At 54.3% G+C, this 15,514-nt stretch carries 11 protein-coding genes and 1 tRNA gene; 4 read left to right on the plus strand and 8 right to left on the minus strand.

The genetic code is table 11. The features are described 5' to 3' along the window. Positions 1-267 precede the first annotated feature (267 nt). The 3 genes from L5470_RS08960 to pirA form a co-directional block, all read right to left on the minus strand. Entirely contained in the window at positions 268-591 is a 324-nt protein-coding gene (locus tag L5470_RS08960) for a hypothetical protein (RefSeq protein ID WP_499499510.1), read from the minus strand. A gap of 78 nt (positions 592-669) precedes the next feature. After that, the gene (locus L5470_RS08965; RefSeq protein WP_099798683.1) at positions 670-1,434 is read right to left on the minus strand and encodes a MinD/ParA family ATP-binding protein; all 765 of its coding nucleotides are present in this window, start codon (positions 1,432-1,434) and stop codon (positions 670-672) included. Between the two features lie 170 nt (positions 1,435-1,604). After that, on the minus strand, positions 1,605-1,976 hold the full coding sequence (gene pirA, locus L5470_RS08970) for an arginine synthesis PII-interacting regulator PirA (protein WP_099798684.1): 372 nt from the start codon (positions 1,974-1,976) through the stop codon (positions 1,605-1,607). Between the two features lie 215 nt (positions 1,977-2,191). On the opposite strand from pirA, the gene L5470_RS08975 reads away from it, so the two are divergent. Further along, positions 2,192-4,483 carry an ATP-dependent helicase gene (locus L5470_RS08975; protein ID WP_499499512.1) on the plus strand — a complete coding sequence of 764 codons (2,292 nt, stop codon included), beginning with the start codon at positions 2,192-2,194 and terminating at the stop codon, positions 4,481-4,483. Here L5470_RS08975 and ccmP read toward each other — a convergent pair. Together ccmP and L5470_RS08985 are read right to left on the minus strand one after the other, a co-directional pair. After that, positions 4,464-5,102 (minus strand): beta-carboxysome protein CcmP, encoded by a 639-nt coding sequence (gene ccmP, locus L5470_RS08980; protein WP_448514911.1) that lies wholly within the window; start codon positions 5,100-5,102, stop codon positions 4,464-4,466. The two genes, L5470_RS08975 and ccmP, sit on opposite strands and share 20 nt — an antisense overlap. Positions 5,103-5,377: 275 nt before the next feature. Further along, positions 5,378-5,450, minus strand: a tRNA-Glu gene (locus L5470_RS08985). Positions 5,451-5,571: 121 nt separating this feature from the next. Here L5470_RS08985 and L5470_RS08990 point away from each other — a divergent pair. Then, a complete protein-coding gene (locus tag L5470_RS08990) occupies positions 5,572-6,414 on the plus strand; it encodes a glycosyltransferase family 2 protein (protein WP_499499513.1) in 843 nt (280 codons plus the stop codon). 123 nt (positions 6,415-6,537) lie between these two features. On the opposite strand, the gene L5470_RS08995 is transcribed toward L5470_RS08990, so the two are convergent. Next, entirely contained in the window at positions 6,538-7,746 is a 1,209-nt protein-coding gene (locus tag L5470_RS08995; RefSeq protein ID WP_499499514.1) for an MlaD family protein, read from the minus strand. 198 nt (positions 7,747-7,944) lie between these two features. Between L5470_RS08995 and ccsB the strand changes: the two genes are divergently transcribed. Beyond that, entirely contained in the window at positions 7,945-8,907 is a 963-nt protein-coding gene (ccsB, locus tag L5470_RS09000; RefSeq protein WP_499499515.1) for a c-type cytochrome biogenesis protein CcsB, read from the plus strand. Between the two features lie 9 nt (positions 8,908-8,916). Continuing rightward, positions 8,917-9,921 carry a tRNA lysidine(34) synthetase TilS gene (gene tilS, locus L5470_RS09005; protein ID WP_499499517.1) on the plus strand — a complete coding sequence of 335 codons (1,005 nt, stop codon included), beginning with the start codon at positions 8,917-8,919 and terminating at the stop codon, positions 9,919-9,921. Here the strand turns inward: tilS and L5470_RS09010 are convergent. Together L5470_RS09010 and L5470_RS09015 are read right to left on the minus strand one after the other, a co-directional pair. After that, positions 9,869-12,298, minus strand: a complete 2,430-nt coding sequence (locus L5470_RS09010; protein WP_499499519.1) for a DNA gyrase/topoisomerase IV subunit A — start codon at positions 12,296-12,298, stop codon at positions 9,869-9,871. The genes tilS and L5470_RS09010 overlap by 53 nt on opposite strands. Before the next feature lie 81 nt (positions 12,299-12,379). Next, positions 12,380-15,514, minus strand: coding sequence for an efflux RND transporter permease subunit (locus tag L5470_RS09015; RefSeq protein ID WP_499499521.1), 3,135 nt, complete (start codon positions 15,512-15,514; stop codon positions 12,380-12,382).

Below are 15,514 nucleotides of genomic sequence, written 5' to 3' on the forward strand. Positions count from 1 at the left end.
AATGGCAGGATGTTGAGCGTATCGAATTGGCTAGTGTTKAAAAACGCGAAAMCACGRACCGAAACATAAACGTAGTCCCAATAGCAGAAATGCTTGAGGTGAGTAGGGGGTCTTTGACTGCCCCCACCCGCATTAAGTTGTGGGTGACAGCTCAAGGGAAAAGCGAAGCAACGCGGCTTCAGCCCGTTGCGTAGCATCCTTTGGGAATCCCCTCTCTTTCAAGGAGGAGAGAAGTCAATTACTCTATTTACTGCCAACAAGGGATGGCTAGCCCAACTTATCCCACACTGCCGCCACCCGAGGTGACTGCCGCTTGGATTGAATACGCGGAGTCCGCCGACCTAACTTTACTTGGTAGGTGTCATTCTCGGTAGTGACATAGCCCAACTGCAACAACTCCGCCATGACGGGGGCAACCTCTTCAGAGGGCGCGTTAAGCTGCTCAGCAATCTCTGTTAGGGTTAGTGCGCTTTGGCGTCGCATCATCATGGTTAAAATCGTACGCTGGGCATCGGGCAGCATCAGCAAATCAGCGGGGTTTAACCCCACTCCCTGCGTGGAACCATTGCTGAGGTCTTGACTGTCGGTCATAGGGAGGTTCCTCAACGGACGTAGGGCGCCAAAATAGATTTCTATAGATTGCCTGCTTAGCCTAATGTCTAGGCTATCCTAATCTAACAAGTGCTGCACAATACTCCTGATGACCAAGCTATAGGGATGATCAGGGTAACGCAAACAAAAGATGTCGCTACTGCCCAATTGAAACATCTCTTCACAGACGGGGAGCACCCCTGCCACTGGAACAGAGTAAGTGCTCTCAATTTGTTGCTTCAGGGAGTCTTTGTTGAAGACAGCAGGGACTTTGTTGGCCACTAATACCATTTTAGGCACATCTAATTGCCGCGCAACATCCACGGTTACGGCTGTGCCCTGAAAATCTTGGCGATCGGGGCGCAAAATGAGCACCAGTGCATCGGATACCGTAATGGACAGCAGGGTTTCTTCATTCAGGCCTGGGTGAGTGTCAATCATGAGAAAGTCTAGGTCTAGTCCTTGCAGTAACTGCTGGAACCCATCATTGAGTAACCCTACATCGTAGCCTTCCCGTAGCACCCGCGTAATTTCGCTTGTTTTCAGGCTGGAGGGAATCAAGAAGATGGAGCCTTTATCGGGCTGGTTGTGGGAGGTGAGCAGATGACTGACATCCCGGGCAACATCCGTGATGTCGCAACGCCCCCAAAGGTAATCGTTGAGGGCGTGCTCAGTATCTTCTGATTCCAAGCCAAAGAGAACGTGAATGCCGGGAGACTGAATATCTGTATCTACAATTCCAACGCGATAGCCCAAGATGGCTAGGGAACAGCCGATGTTCGCCGTGGTGTTCGATTTGCCGGTACCACCGCGAAATGAATGCACTGAAATGATATTACCCATTGATTAACCTTGCTACGCACTCTTGTCCAGCGTACCATCGCTGTTCTTGGTCTATTTGGTCTATTTTAGGGTGGTTGCGGCAGTGTCTCGGCGGAAGCTCAGATAAAAATTTTGAGCCGCTGCTCCTAGTGAAACAACGGCTCAGACCCTCGGTAAGATGGTATGGCGAGCTAGGCAAACTGCTGCCACTCGTCTTCTAGCAGGTTGATCAGGTCTTGATTTCCCTGAGTCCGGGCGACATTCAGGCGGTGTTCTAAGCTCTTGAGAATTGCATGGCGGTGAGTTTCAGCAATGGGATCGCGAGCGCGCTGACGAGCGGGCAGGATGGGAGCCTCCATCGCTGCGGCAGCGGCCACTGGTTCACCATTCGTTTGGTACACCACGCCACGCCAGCAAAGGGTGTGATTGGGCTGGGGCACTACACTCGCAGCTTTGTAGCCGACCCATTGCGCTCCACGATAGCGGCCTGTTGCTCCGGATTCAACGACAGTAGCCCGATGATCACTCACTTGATAGTTAACACCACGATATGTTAGTTGCATAATTAAAAACAAAGCTCCTAGGTGAAGGAAAGGGTGGGTCGCCTCAACAGCGGACATTACAAAAGGATTGTAATTTTAGAGAAGAGCCTTGTCCAGACTTTCTGTATCTTATTATACGGTTTTCTGAAAACCCATGCCAGTTGCTGGACTTTTGTAATAAATCTTCAGATCGTTGATATGAATGTTGATATGGATAAAAGGATAGCTGCGCCATTGTGAATACCGTAGAGTCTCTCGTTGATGATTGGTCTGGGCAGTTGCGTCCCGGGCAGCGAGAGATTGCCCAATGGCGAGGCGGGTTGCTGGCAGTTTCGGCGGTGCCGGGGGCAGGTAAGTCCCATGGGATGGCGGTTGGAGCGGCGATCGCCATTGCACGACAGCGGTTAAACCAGCAGCAACAGTTGGTTGTGGTGACCTACAGCCGTTCGGCAGCGGCCAGCATTAAGGTGCGAATTCGCCACTATTTGAACCAGATGGGCTTACCCCGCACTGGCTTTAGTGTGCAAACCCTGCACAGCCTAGCCTTAAAGATTGCTATGGGTGCACCAAACTGGCGCGGAAGTGCCGAGAACTTGCTTTCTGAGTATGAACAGCAGCGCTTGTGTCGTCGTTGCGTGGATCAATGGGCGCGATCGCATCCTGACCAGATGCAGCACCTCATTCAGGGGGCGGATACACAGCCGCCTATCCACAGCGAGCAACTGACCCGCCGCCATGCGTTGATCAGCAGTATCCTGACAAGTTTTACTAAAACCGTGGTCACTAGTGCCCGCAGTGCTTTTCTTACGCCAGCAGAGCTACGCCAGTTGAGCCACCATCCGGCTATTGCAGCTGACCCTTACCCCTTTTTAGAGATTGCCGCAGACCTTTTAGAGCTATACCAGCACCAACTCTACGAACGGGAGCAAATTGACTACGATGAAATGATCTTAGCGGCGGTTCAATGCCTAGACGCAAATGCCAGCTACCGGCAGGAGTGGCAGCAGCGAGTCTATGCCGTCTTTGAGGACGAAGCCCAAGACTCGACACCGTTGCAGTCCCGCTTGCTGCGGTTATTGGCGACTGATGTTATGGATGACCGTATCGTTAATGTTGTGCGGGTGGGCGACCCCAACCAAGCCATTAACTCCACCTTTACGGCTGCGGATCCGCTCTTTTTTAACGCGTTCTGCGATGAGTGTGCGCAGCAGAACGCATTTTATACGATGACTCAGGCGGGGCGCTGTACCCCTTTGGTGATCAAAGCAGCCAATTACCTAGTGGAATGGGCTAACCACACCTATGCACAGACGGAGCCGCCGTTCCGGCCGCAAGATATTCAACCGGTGCCCCCTGGGGATCCACAGCCTGATGCCAACCCGCCCGCATGGGGGCAGGGGGTAGAACTTGTTTACCCCAAAACAATCTTTGAGACGGCGCACAAGTTGGCAGCGCGAATTGCTAGGGTCTTTGAGGCACACCCCAAGGCCACGGTGGCGATTTTAGTCCGCCAAAACAAGCAAGGGCACTTTTTAGCAGACCTGTTGCGATCGCCCGCTGACTTTGGCCTGAACCACAATCTGCCCTCTCTTGGCATTACTATCTTCGATGTTGCTGGTGTTGAGCGGCGCTCCCATGTCCCCGAAGAACTATTTCACATTCTCCAGTTTCTCTACTGTCCCTATTCTCCCGATAGGGTTAAAAATGCCCTGACCGTTCTGGTGGAGCGGGGGGTGGTGCCACCCCAAAACCTAGATCGCTTAGCAGCCCAGCCGGAAGTGTTCCTGTACCCGGGGCCTTTAGATCCACCGGCAACCGCAGAGGCGGTGCAGGCACAACATTTTTGCCATGGTTTGTTACAGGCTCGCTTACAGCTATCGCTTTTTCCGTTGATTGCCTACTGTGCCCAGCGCCTTGGGTATGATGCTGCGGAGTTGGCAACCACCGATCGCCTCATTTACTACCTCAGTCAATCGCAGGAACCACAGCTTTGGGAGCGGTTGGCACCCATTTGGCAGGGAATTGTTGCGGAGAACGCCTTTGAACCGGTAGATATGGAAGACCTCCACAGTCGCTACGTTCGCCCCGCTCAAGTGACTATTTTGACGATGCACAAAGCCAAAGGCCTAGATTGGGATGCGGTGTTTGTACCCTTTTTGCAAGCAAAGAATCTGCCCGGAGACCTATGGGTTCCGGCTAACGCTCGCTTTCTTGGGGAGGTGGACTTTATTGCTGTGACCCGCGCCCAAATTCGTGCCCATTCCCATGGTCAACCGATTCCCAATTATCAAGAGGCATGGCGAAACGCAGCGGCGGCAAAGACCGCTGAAGAATATCGCCTGCTGTATGTTGCCATCACCCGCGCGAAGCGGCTGCTTTGGCTTGCGGCAGCTCAGCAAGCGCCGTTTTGGCCTAGCTTTGACTGGCATCACCACTACGAACTACAACCTCAAGCTCCCTGTCCTTTTTTACCCGCTTTACAACAGCAGTTGGCTAAATGGTTATCTCCTATTCGCGGCGATCGCTAAAGGAATCGCGCCCCGGTAAGCGTTCCATGGCCGCCAGCACTGCCCGTTGTGCCGCCAAAATATCCCGCTCTGCCCCCCCCAAAAACAAGCGCCCAAAACTTCCCACCGCCGAAATTTGCAGAATGTTAATCAGCGCCGCCTTTTCCGCTTCATTGGCAGCAAGGGCGGCATAGGCCGCAGGCTCCACCTCAAACACATAGAGGGTTTGCCCTGCCAAGATCATATTTCCTCGGCGCGATCGATTAATGAGTTGGGTGTGGTGGGCATCAATATTACGGATCACCTGACTGGAAATCACCCGTGGCCGCAAACAGTCCTGTATTCGCGCCCCCATCGCCTGCAAAATCGCATCGCCAGCAGCCCGCACCTCCCCTTGGTTACCGGAGTGCACCTCCAATAAGCCGTAGAGCCGCTCAATAAAGAGCACTCCCGGGCGCACCACCGCCGCCTTCAGCGCAATATCCAACAGACGGTTCACATCAATCCCTGGAGAAATCTCCACCCACAGGGAGCAGTCCCCAGGCAACGGCAAGAATCCCTGTGCCACGGTGCCCAGATAGGCTGCATGCTGCGGTTGTAGTGAATCAAGGTAAACGTAGCTGCGTAGATCAACGCCCAAAGCAGTATGTCCTGAGTACAACAAAATCAGCTTAACTGCACACTGCGTAAATGTCTCCTAGGGTAGCCTTTCGTTGAACGGCGGCAGATCACCTTGAACTCAGCACCAGTAGCTTTCGTCCGTCCGCTGCATTGGGGTTGTTGGAATGCTGGCTGTAACCCACTTGAAAGTGAACGACTCCCGACACTCATCTTCGTTGAGTAAACACAAGTCACAAATACGGCGCGGGTCTTCCCGCCGATTTGGCTAAGGGAGACTTACTTGCCATTGTGGGATACCCCCAGGGGAATTCGAATCCCCGTCGCCTCCGTGAAAGGGAGGTGTCCTAGGCCTCTAGACGATGGGGGCAAGACGCAGCATTTACTACGTTAACCAATCCATAGCGGCCTTGTCAACACTTCCCTCGGATTTTGCATGAACGGCCACAGTGCTAGGAAAATCAAGGCAGTCCTGTGGTGGCATCATAACCATGACTCTTGCTGGCCTCAGTTCCTTCTCCATTGTTATGCCTGCCTTTAATGTTATTGAGCAGCGAGGAGAGGTCATCTTTCGGGAAACCCTTGAGAGTATTGCCGCCAGTTGTTACCACCTGCAACGCGCCTATCCCCAGCCGCTGTCTGGTGAGCTGGTTATTGTCAGTGACGGTTCTACCGATGCCACCTGTGCGGTGGCTACTGCTGCATGGCCGCAGGTTGTGCCGCTACAACTGATAGGGCTACCTACAAATAGGGGGATTGCTGCTGCGCGTAATATTGGGGTTCGTTTTGCCAAAGGGGAGGTCATTTTCTTTTGCGATGCCGATGATCTCTACCGGCCAGAGCACCTATTCTTGGCGTTGTCCATCCTCAACCAGCCGCTGCCAGAACCCTACAGTTCCTCAGCAGCCCCCACCTACTTTGGCGCAGTGCGGACGGGAATTTACTGTCGCGATCGCCTCCATCCCTACTGGCACAAGACACTAGAGCAAACCCTTGTCCTCAACTTAGCTGTCCGTCGCGAAGTTCATGAGTTTATTGGTGGCTTTCCTGAAGATGATGTATTCCGCCAATTTCGCTTTGGGGCGGAGGATGCCGCCTATGCCCATTGGCTGCACCAGTTTTGCCATACCGCCCACCTTGAACAACAAACCGTAGAGTATCGCCGCTTTGCCAATAGCTTTTTTGATCGCCAATTGGCCAAATTTCAGGCTGCGCCAGGAACGGTAACCCTCCCTGTTGATCCTGCTGAGCAGCAGCACCAGCAGCAGATTCAAGAGATTATGACAACACGGTTGCGGCAACTACAGGAACAGCTAAGTCAGCAGGTACGATGAGGATCGGAATCAGCGCCAACCAAAGAACAATAGGCAATAGGGCGGATGCTTGACCACGACTTTGTGAACGGAGTAACGGGGATCCGCCAGCGCGATGGGTCGTGGCTAGATAGGATACAAGGATCAAGGATCGCTTGTGATGGCCTCCTCTTCGTTTTTTGGCGGCGTGGCCACAACGGCTGCACTGGGAGCCGGGGGTTCTGGACTGGGCAGGGTTTGCTCCAACGTGGTGGCGTGGAGCGCCAAGAGTTGCTGCTCGAGGTCTTGACTGGAGGAGAGTAACCGATTTAAGACCTGAATGAGGCGGCGTAAGTCAGATTGAAACGACTGATCGCCAGTGATTTTTAGTAAGTCATTGGTGAGTTTTTGGGCATTCACAAAGGTGGCGCGTGCTGCGTCTAACGTTTGGGCAATCGAGAGCATAATTACTGGGCTACTCAAGGTTCCCGATACTCGGTTGAGGTTGGCAGCCGCTTCAGCACCATTTTTGACCAAGGTTTGCAGATTGGTGAGTAGCTCTCCCTGCTCCAAGCGATTGATAAACGGAGACAAGGCATTCAGGGTTGTTCTTAGGTCTTTTGCAGCACCATCAATATTGCGCAGAGCTGAGTTGATGGTATTGCGGTTCACTTCAACCAGTTCATTGATTTGATTGGCGGCGCGGGTTACTGCTTGGGAGGCATTGCTAAAGTTCCGGAGTTCAGCGCGCGCTTCGCTACTGAGGGCATTAAAGCTCTCGACGGCGGAGTCAATTTTGGCTAAGGATTGATCGGCACGGCTCACTGTCCGTGTGGTGCCCAAAATGAGGGTATTGGCGTTATTAATGATGCCGGACTGCTCAAGGGCAGTGGTAAAGTTCGTGGCTGCCCGCACCAGATCGTCAAGGCTAGTACCGCGCACCCCCGCAATGCGATCGCCATTGCAGTAAATCAACTCTGGCTGACACGTTGGCGCAAATGCGGTCATCCCTTCAGGAATCTCTGGTACCTCTGCCGTTGGCGTAAAGTCCAGATAGGCTTGGCCAATGAAGCCGGACTGGCGAATTTCCGGTACCGCTCCCCGTGGAATTAAGACATTGTTGACCCGTAACCCAACTGTGACGCCGTTAGGGCTAAAGCCAATCCGTATCACTCGCCCCACCTGAACACCGCGAAACCTAACTTGTGTGCCTACTGCCAACCCAGGTGCCGACTCCAAGTCCACTTCGAGGGTATAACTATTGGCACCAGCAATATTTCCCCGCAGCCACAGAAGCGAGACCCCCAAAATCCCCAATCCCGCCAGAATGAGTAGCCCGACTAAACTCTCTTGCACACGCCGTGACTGCATCATGGGGGGTTCACTCCTGCCCGAACCGGTTCTAACACTAGAGCACTGTGCTGCATCCTACAGCCTAATGCAACTATAGTCGATGGCGATTCCTGCTGATCCAGCACCATGCAGGGAAAGGAGGAACGGTACAATACAAAAATGTTACTGTGGTTGCGATCGCGCTTTGCTGATTGCTTGCCTTCGTCCCCTGAGAGATCTATGGATTTATTGACGCTTGAAAGCTGGCTAGATAACACCGCCTTTGCAGTGCTGTTTATAACCATGTTGCTGTACTGGCTGGGGGCAGCGTTTCCCCGCTGGTCAGGATTATCGGCGGCTGGCCGGACAGGCATGGCGATCGCCAACCTCTGCATAGCTGGGCTACTGGCGGCCCGCTGGATTGAGGGGGGCTATTTCCCCATCAGTAACCTGTACGAGTCCCTCTTTTTTCTGTGCTGGGGGCTAACCGCGATGCACCTAGTCGCCGAATCGATGAGTGGTCAACGCTTGGTGGGGGTCGTGACTGCGCCGGTGGCCATGGGAATTACGGCCTTTGCGGCTCTCTCGCTGCCGCCAGAAATGCAACAGTCGGCTCCCCTTGTGCCCGCACTCAAGTCGAATTGGCTGATGATGCATGTCAGTGTAATGATGCTCAGCTATGCCACGCTGATGGTGGGGTCGCTGCTGGCGATCGCCTTTCTAGTCGTCACATGGGGGCAACCCGTCAGCCTCAAAGGGAGTTCTGTGGGCACAGGTAGTTTTCGCCACCTGCCGCTTGAGCCAACACAGTCCCTAGGCTCTAGTTCGGGCAGTGGCACAACGGTACTCAGCCCCCCCACAACCCAACTGAGTTTGCAGCGCCTCACCCTAGCCGAAACCCTAGATAACCTGAGCTACCGCATGATTGGTTTGGGGTTTCCGCTGTTGACCATTGGCATCATCTCCGGTGCGGTCTGGGCAAACGAGGCGTGGGGGGCACCGTGGAGTTGGGATCCCAAAGAAACTTGGGCCTTAATTGTCTGGTTGGTGTTTGCCGCCTATCTCCATGCGCGCATTACCCGCGATTGGCAGGGGCGCAAGCCAGCGATTTTAGCTACGGTGGGCTTTGGCGTGGTCTGGGTTTGTTATTTGGGGGTGAATCTTCTGGGAAAAGGCTTACACTCCTACGGTTGGTTCTTCTAGGACAGCACGGTGTGGAGCCTCTACCATGCCCGTTTGCACCGCCGCCTAAAAGAGGAGCAGTGGCTACCGCAGCACGCAAGGATTCTCATCGCCGTATCCGGGGGGCAGGATTCCGTCTGTTTGGCAAAGCTGCTGCTTGACTTGCAACCCCATTGGCACTGGCACCTCGCGATCGTCCACTGCAATCACAGATGGCGGCCAGATAGTACGGCCAATGCTCATTTTGTTGAAGGGTTAGCGCAACAGTGGCAACTGCCCTATAAACTTGTGACGGCTCTGGAGCCACCGGCAACGGAAGCAGCAGCGCGCACGTGGCGGTATCAGGCGTTTAGGGAGGTTGCTTGCACCCTAGACTGTAGCCATGTGGTGACCGCTCACACCCAAAGCGATCGCGCCGAAACCGTCCTATTAAATCTGTTGCGGGGAGCCAGTGTGACGGGCATCGGAACCCTCCAGCCTGTTCGCCCCTTAGGGGAGGTACAGCTCGTGCGCCCTCTCCTCGACCTGAGCCGCACCGACACTGCCGCGGTTTGTCAGCAACAGCGGTTACCCATCTGGCAGGATACGACGAACTTGGACTGTCGCTACCGGCGCAATCGCCTGCGGCGGGACGTGATCCCCTACCTACGAGAGCACTTTAATGCCAAGGTTGAAACTGCCCTTGCCCAAACCGCAGAGCTGCTGGCAGCCGATCGAGCCTATTTTGCCGCTGAAGTGGCTCGTGTTGCTCCAGAGGKCATCCGTACGGCACCACCGGCCTTGGATCGCGATCGCCTCCGCCAACTGCCGTTAGCCTTGCAACGCCGTTTAATCCATCGCTTTTTACAACAGCACTTACCGGGCACCCCCACGTTCACAGTGGTAGAGGCAGTGCGCCACCTCCTGAATGCGGGGAACGGCTCGCAAACCAGCACCCTGCGGGGGGGGTACTGCCTGCGGGTGCAAGGACAATGGCTCCAGCTTACTGCAATGCCACCACAGCCACAATCTGCTCCTGCGGATTCAGCGTTGTAAGGGGAACCCCCACGCCTTCTTTGTCGAGCACTGGCACGCCCTCCCCCGTCGTGATCCAAGCGCGTTCTTGGCTAGTTACTACCGCCATCATCATTCCGCAGCAGCCAATGCCCGCGAGTCGATCCTGTTTCTGCCGCAGTGGCATGGTCAACTGCCCTAAATGCCCTAGGGGGACTGGCTCAATCAACGGCAGCGGCACCTGTTTGGCCAAGCCAGCCGCACTGACCAAGAAGAGATGATCCAATTCCCCCATGGCGATCGCCCCCACAAGGGTTTCCTGAATACTCAGGCGCAGGGCAGGTTGGCCTTGGTTGAGTCGGCCAAGGGCAGGAATGGAGGCTGCCAAAAAATGAAAGACCCGTCCCCGAGACGTGGCCAGCACTAAATGCCCTGTGGCAGGCGTCAGGGGTAAGACCCAAGCAAGGGTATCGCCTGCTTTTAACTTCGTCAGTTGCAACCCGCGGCTACTGAGATCGTCAAGTTCCGCCACTGGCATCGCCTTGATGCGCCCGTGACGAGTCAGCACAATCAGGGTAGTCACGTCCTCGCCCCTAGGGAGCACCGTTAGTAGAGTTTCCGATTGGGCGGCGTCTGGCAAAAGTGTCAAAATGGGTTGGCCGCGATCGCGGCGGCTGGTCAGGGGGAAGCGCTCTACCTCCAACGGATAGACTTTGCCCCCCGCCGTAAAGACCCACAGGCGATCGCTTCGCTGTACCGACAACGTCAGCGGCAGGGGATCCGACCAAGGGAGCCACCTCTCGCCCTCTAACTGCGGACGACTGCGCTGGGGAAAGCAGCGACCATAGCCGCGCGCAGTGATTTCCAGACACAGCGGTTCGTTTGCCAAGGGTAGCGCACTCAAGGCACTAGAGGAGGGGGGAGCTTCCCGCAGAATTTGGGTGCGGCGCGGATCCCCAAACTGCTTTTTGAGCTGTCGCAAGTCTTTTTTCAATGCTTTAAGGCGCTCAGGACGCTGACTAATTAGCATTTCTAGGGTTTGGATGCGCTCCCTAAGGGTCGCCTGTTCCGCCTCCAGTTGGCTGCGTTCCTGCTGGGTGAGGCGCCGCAGGGGCATGGCAATCAGCGCACTGGCTTGGCGATCGCTCAGTCCCAGTTGCGCGATGAGGTCTCGCTGTGCGGTCGTGCCATCCACCGCCGATCGCAAAATCGCAATCACCTGATCCACTGCATTTAACCCCACCAGCAGACCGGTCACAATGTGTAAGCGTGCTTGGGCACTCTCGAGGTCATGGCGGTATTGTCGCAGCAGCGTGGCCTCGCGAAACGACAGAAACTCACATAACATCGCCTTGAGGGAGAGCTGGCGCGGTTGATTGCCCACCAAGGCCATTAGGTTAATGCCATAGGTGACTTGCAACGCCGTCAGGCGATAGAGCTGCTCTAACACCTGGTCTGGGTCTGTATCCCGCTTGAGTTCAATGACCACCCGCATGCCGTCGCGATCGCTTTCGTCCCGCAAATCCGCAATCCCCTCTAGGCGACCCTGATTCACCAGTTCCGCCATTTTTTCGATCCAAGCCGCCTTATTCACCTGGTAGGGTAACTCCCGCACAACAATGACGTGGCGGCGGTGTCGTCCGCGTTGAGCTTCCTCAAGACTCACCACCCCTCGCAGCGTAATCGTCCCTCGACCGGTGCCATAGGCGCGCTCCAGTTCAGCACCATCCACAATAATGCCCCCCGTGGGAAAATCTGGCCCCGGTAGATGCCTCAACAACTCTGGTAGCTCAATCTCCGGCTGGTTGATCAGGGCAATGAGCGCATCCACCACTTCAGCGAGATTATGGGGAGGGATATTCGTCGCCATGCCCACAGCAATCCCCGTTGCCCCATTGAGCAGCAGAACGGGTAACTGAGCCGGCAACACCAGGGGTTCCTGTTGCGAGCTATCAAAGTTAGGGACAAAATCCACAATGGCATCGCTAATACCCGCTAAGAGCGTTTCGTGGGCGATCGCCGCCAAACGGGTCTCCGTATAGCGCATCGCTGCTGGCGGATCATTATCAATCGAGCCAAAATTTCCGTGACCCGCCAACAGGGGGTAGCGGCTACTAAAGGGCTGCACGAGGCGCACAAGGGCGTCATACACTGCCTGATCCCCATGGGGGTGGTATTTCCCCAACACATCCCCAACCACCCGCGCACACTTGCGAAAGGGACGATCCGGCGTCAACCCCAATTCGTACATCGCATAGAGAATGCGGCGGTGCACTGGCTTGAGGCCATCCCGCACATCCGGTAATGCCCGCCCCACGATCACACTCATGGCGTACTCCAAATAGGAGCGCTGCATTTCGCTATGGAGCGCTGTGGGAATCACCTGTCCGTGAGCCAGTAAATCCAGTTGTTTCGCCATGCCTACACGCCAACACTCGCGAGAGGGTCATTCCCCACGATACAGGAGTTTTGCGAATTGTAAACTAACCCTTAGACGGCTCTAGGTCTCTGCTGGGGTTGATTCTTCCCCCTTATCCTTCATGAAACGGCTCACCAACTCCTTAATCAAAATGTAGATAACGGGCACCACAAAAAAGCTCAAAACGGTGGCCGCGATCATACCACCTGTCACACTTGTGCCTAGGGAATGACGGGAATTAGCCCCTGATCCGGTGGCAATTACCAAGGGGAAAATCCCCAAAATAAACGAGACCGCCGTCATCAAAATCGGGCGGAGGCGCTCTTCTGCCGCGCTAATCACTGATTTCACAATCGAGGTGCCCTTATTGTCGCGAATCTGGTTAGCAAACTCCACAATCAAAATCGCATTTTTACTCGAGAGGCCAATGAGCATCACCAACCCAATTTGGCAGAATACATCATTGCTTAAGCCCCGCAACCATTGAGCTAGCAGTGCCCCCATAATCGCCAAGGGCACCGAAAGAATAATGATCAGCGGGTCAATATAGCTTTCGTACTGAGCCGAGAGCACCAGAAACACAAACACCAAACCCAAACCAAAAATCAGCGGTGCCTGGCCACCAGAGCGGGTGGACTCCAAGGACAGCCCCGTCCAGCTATAGCCTAGTCCATTGGGGAGTATCCGCTGCGCCAAGGCTATCATTGTATTCATTGCCTGCCCTTCACTGAGGGGTGGCGTATTTTGCCCCGTCACCTCCGCTGAGCGGAACAAGTTATGGTGATAGATAATGGGTGGCGCTGAGGTTTGCTCAATCGTCAGCAAATTGCTTAGAGGAACTAAGGCATTTTGGTTAGAGCGCACATAAATGCGGTTAATATCGTCAGGATTGGCTCGAAACTGCTTATCCGCTTGGACAATCACCTGGAAACTGCGGGCAAAGATTGTGAACTGGTTGACGTACGCCGATCCTAAATAAATTTGCATAGCGTTGAAAATATCGCTGAGATCAACCCCCAGAGCAAGGGCACGGGTGCGATCGACAGTGACATTCAACTGAGGCGCATTAATAGAAAAAGGCGTGTTCACCGCCACCAAACCTGGGATGCCATTCGCTTGGCGAATCAGTTCACTGACAGACGTATAGAGCGTTTCCAGCCCCAGATCCTGCTGATCCATAATCTGCATATCAAAGCCGCCAAGGCCACTGCCGCCGAGGTTAATTGTTGGTACATTAGCCGAGAAAACAGCCGCACCCAGTTCACCGCCCACTGCCTTTTGAAACTGCGGCAGCAGCGCGTCAAGCGGCGGTCGCTTAGACCATGGCTTCAAACTGGTAAAAATAATTCCCTTGTCTGAACCATTCCCAAAGAAGCTAAACCCACCAATGGCAAAGGTGTGATCAACCGCTGGGTTCTTGGCAATAATATCGGCGGTCTTGAACACAATGTTACTGGTATATTCCAGAGAAACCCCCTGCGGCGACTGCACCAGCGTGACAAAGTAGCCCTGATCTTCCTCGGGTACAAAACCGCCCGGAACAATCTGAAACAGCCAGTAGGTGAAGGCCAGCAACACCATAAACCCACCCAGCACCCAGTACTTGAAGCGCACAACTACCTGCAAATTGCTTTCATAGCCCCGCCGCATTGTGTCCAGAAAGCGGTTAATCCAACGAAAGAGGATAAACTCTGCCATGGCTGATCGCTCTCGCCGCAGGAGCAGGGCACACAGCGGTGGCGAAAGGGTAATGGCGTTAAACGTCGAAAGAGCAATAGAAAAAACAATTGTCAGGGCAAACTGTTGATACAACCGCCCTGTAACTCCTGGAAAAAAAGCCACTGGAATAAACACTGCCATCATCACCAAGGAGGTGGCAATCAGGGCACCGGTTACCTCCTGCATGGAACGGCTCGCTGCTTCTGGGGGGTCTAGCCCTTCTTCCTCCATCAGGCGCGTCACGTTTTCCACCACCACAATGGCATCATCGACCACCAGACCCGTGGCCAGCACCAGACCAAACATGGTCAAACTATTGATGGAAAAGCCAAAGGCCTTCATAAAGGCAAAGGTGCCAACAAGGGAGACAGGAATGGTGACCGCGGGAATAATAGTGGCACGCCAGTCTTGCAAAAACAGAAAGATCACGGCAATCACCAAGATGATCGCAATAATCAGGGTGATGACCACTTCTTTGATGGACTCTTGCACTGCATCGGTGGTACTAAACCCAACGCTCCACTTCAAGCCAGGTGGGAACTTCTGGGCTAGGATGGCCATTTCCTCTTCCACGGCGCGGCTAATATCAAGGGCATTTGCCCCGCTGAGTTGGTAAATACCAATACCAACAGCATCACGACCATCAAACTTAAAGTTGGTGGTGTAGCTTTGGGCACCCAATTCTGTGCGACCCACATCCCGCACCCGGATCACCGATCCATCTTCGCCCCGCTGAATAATAATATCGGCAAATTCTTCAGGGGTAGTGAGGCGACTTTGGGCTTGAATCGAAATTTGGAATTGCTGCCCTTCGGGGGCGGGAGGGGCACCAATAATGCCAGCGCCGACCTGGACGTTTTGATCGGAGAGTGCCCGCACGACATCTTGGGCAGTTAAGCCGCGACTGGCTAAGCGGTTGGGATCCAGCCAAAGGCGCATGGCATAGGTGCGCTGCCCAAAGATCTGGACTCGACCGACGCCCTCTAGGCGCTGCAGGGGCTGAACGACGTAGAGGGTAGCATAGTTACTAATAAAGGTGGAGTCGTAGTCAAAGCCTTCGTCGGGGTAAAGCGCTAAGGCAAGCACAATTTGAGTGGTAGCTTTACTGACGTTAACGCCAGTGTTAATCACCTCCGGTGGTAGTTGGGAGGTCACCGATGAAATCAAGTTGTTGACATCAACAGCGGCAATATCCTGATCGTAGCCTTCTGTGAAGGTGATCGTGATGTTGCTGTTACCAAAGCTGTCGCTGGTGGAGTCAATGTAGTCCATCCCCTCCACGCCATTGATTTGGGTTTCCAGAACGGTGGTGACGTTGGTTTCAACGGTTTCGGCATTGGCACCCGCATAGTTGGACGACACCTGAATAGTAGGTGGCGTAACGTTCGGATAGTACTCAATGGGAAGGGTTGGCAGGGCGATCGTCCCCACAAGGATAATTAGCAGGGAACAAACGGTGGCAAACACCGGACGCTTAATAAAAAAATCGCTAATCAT

Source organism: Synechococcus sp. PCC 6717 (assembly GCF_022698185.1).
GTDB lineage: Bacteria > Cyanobacteriota > Cyanobacteriia > Thermosynechococcales > Thermosynechococcaceae > Thermosynechococcus > Thermosynechococcus lividus.

What these genes read in the sequence shown, in the direction of transcription:
- L5470_RS08960 (WP_499499510.1), bottom strand. Translation starts at nt 591, where the DNA reads ATGACCGACAGTCAAGACCTCAGCAATGGTTCCACGCAGGGAGTGGGG.
- L5470_RS08965 (WP_099798683.1), bottom strand. Translation starts at nt 1,434, where the DNA reads ATGGGTAATATCATTTCAGTGCATTCATTTCGCGGTGGTACCGGCAAA.
- pirA (WP_099798684.1), bottom strand. Translation starts at nt 1,976, where the DNA reads ATGCAACTAACATATCGTGGTGTTAACTATCAAGTGAGTGATCATCGG.
- L5470_RS08990 (WP_499499513.1), top strand. Translation starts at nt 5,572, where the DNA reads ATGACTCTTGCTGGCCTCAGTTCCTTCTCCATTGTTATGCCTGCCTTT.
- L5470_RS08995 (WP_499499514.1), bottom strand. Translation starts at nt 7,746, where the DNA reads ATGATGCAGTCACGGCGTGTGCAAGAGAGTTTAGTCGGGCTACTCATT.
- ccsB (WP_499499515.1), top strand. Translation starts at nt 7,945, where the DNA reads ATGGATTTATTGACGCTTGAAAGCTGGCTAGATAACACCGCCTTTGCA.
- L5470_RS09010 (WP_499499519.1), bottom strand. Translation starts at nt 12,298, where the DNA reads ATGGCGAAACAACTGGATTTACTGGCTCACGGACAGGTGATTCCCACA.
- L5470_RS09015 (WP_499499521.1), bottom strand. Translation starts at nt 15,514, where the DNA reads ATGATTAGCGATTTTTTTATTAAGCGTCCGGTGTTTGCCACCGTTTGT.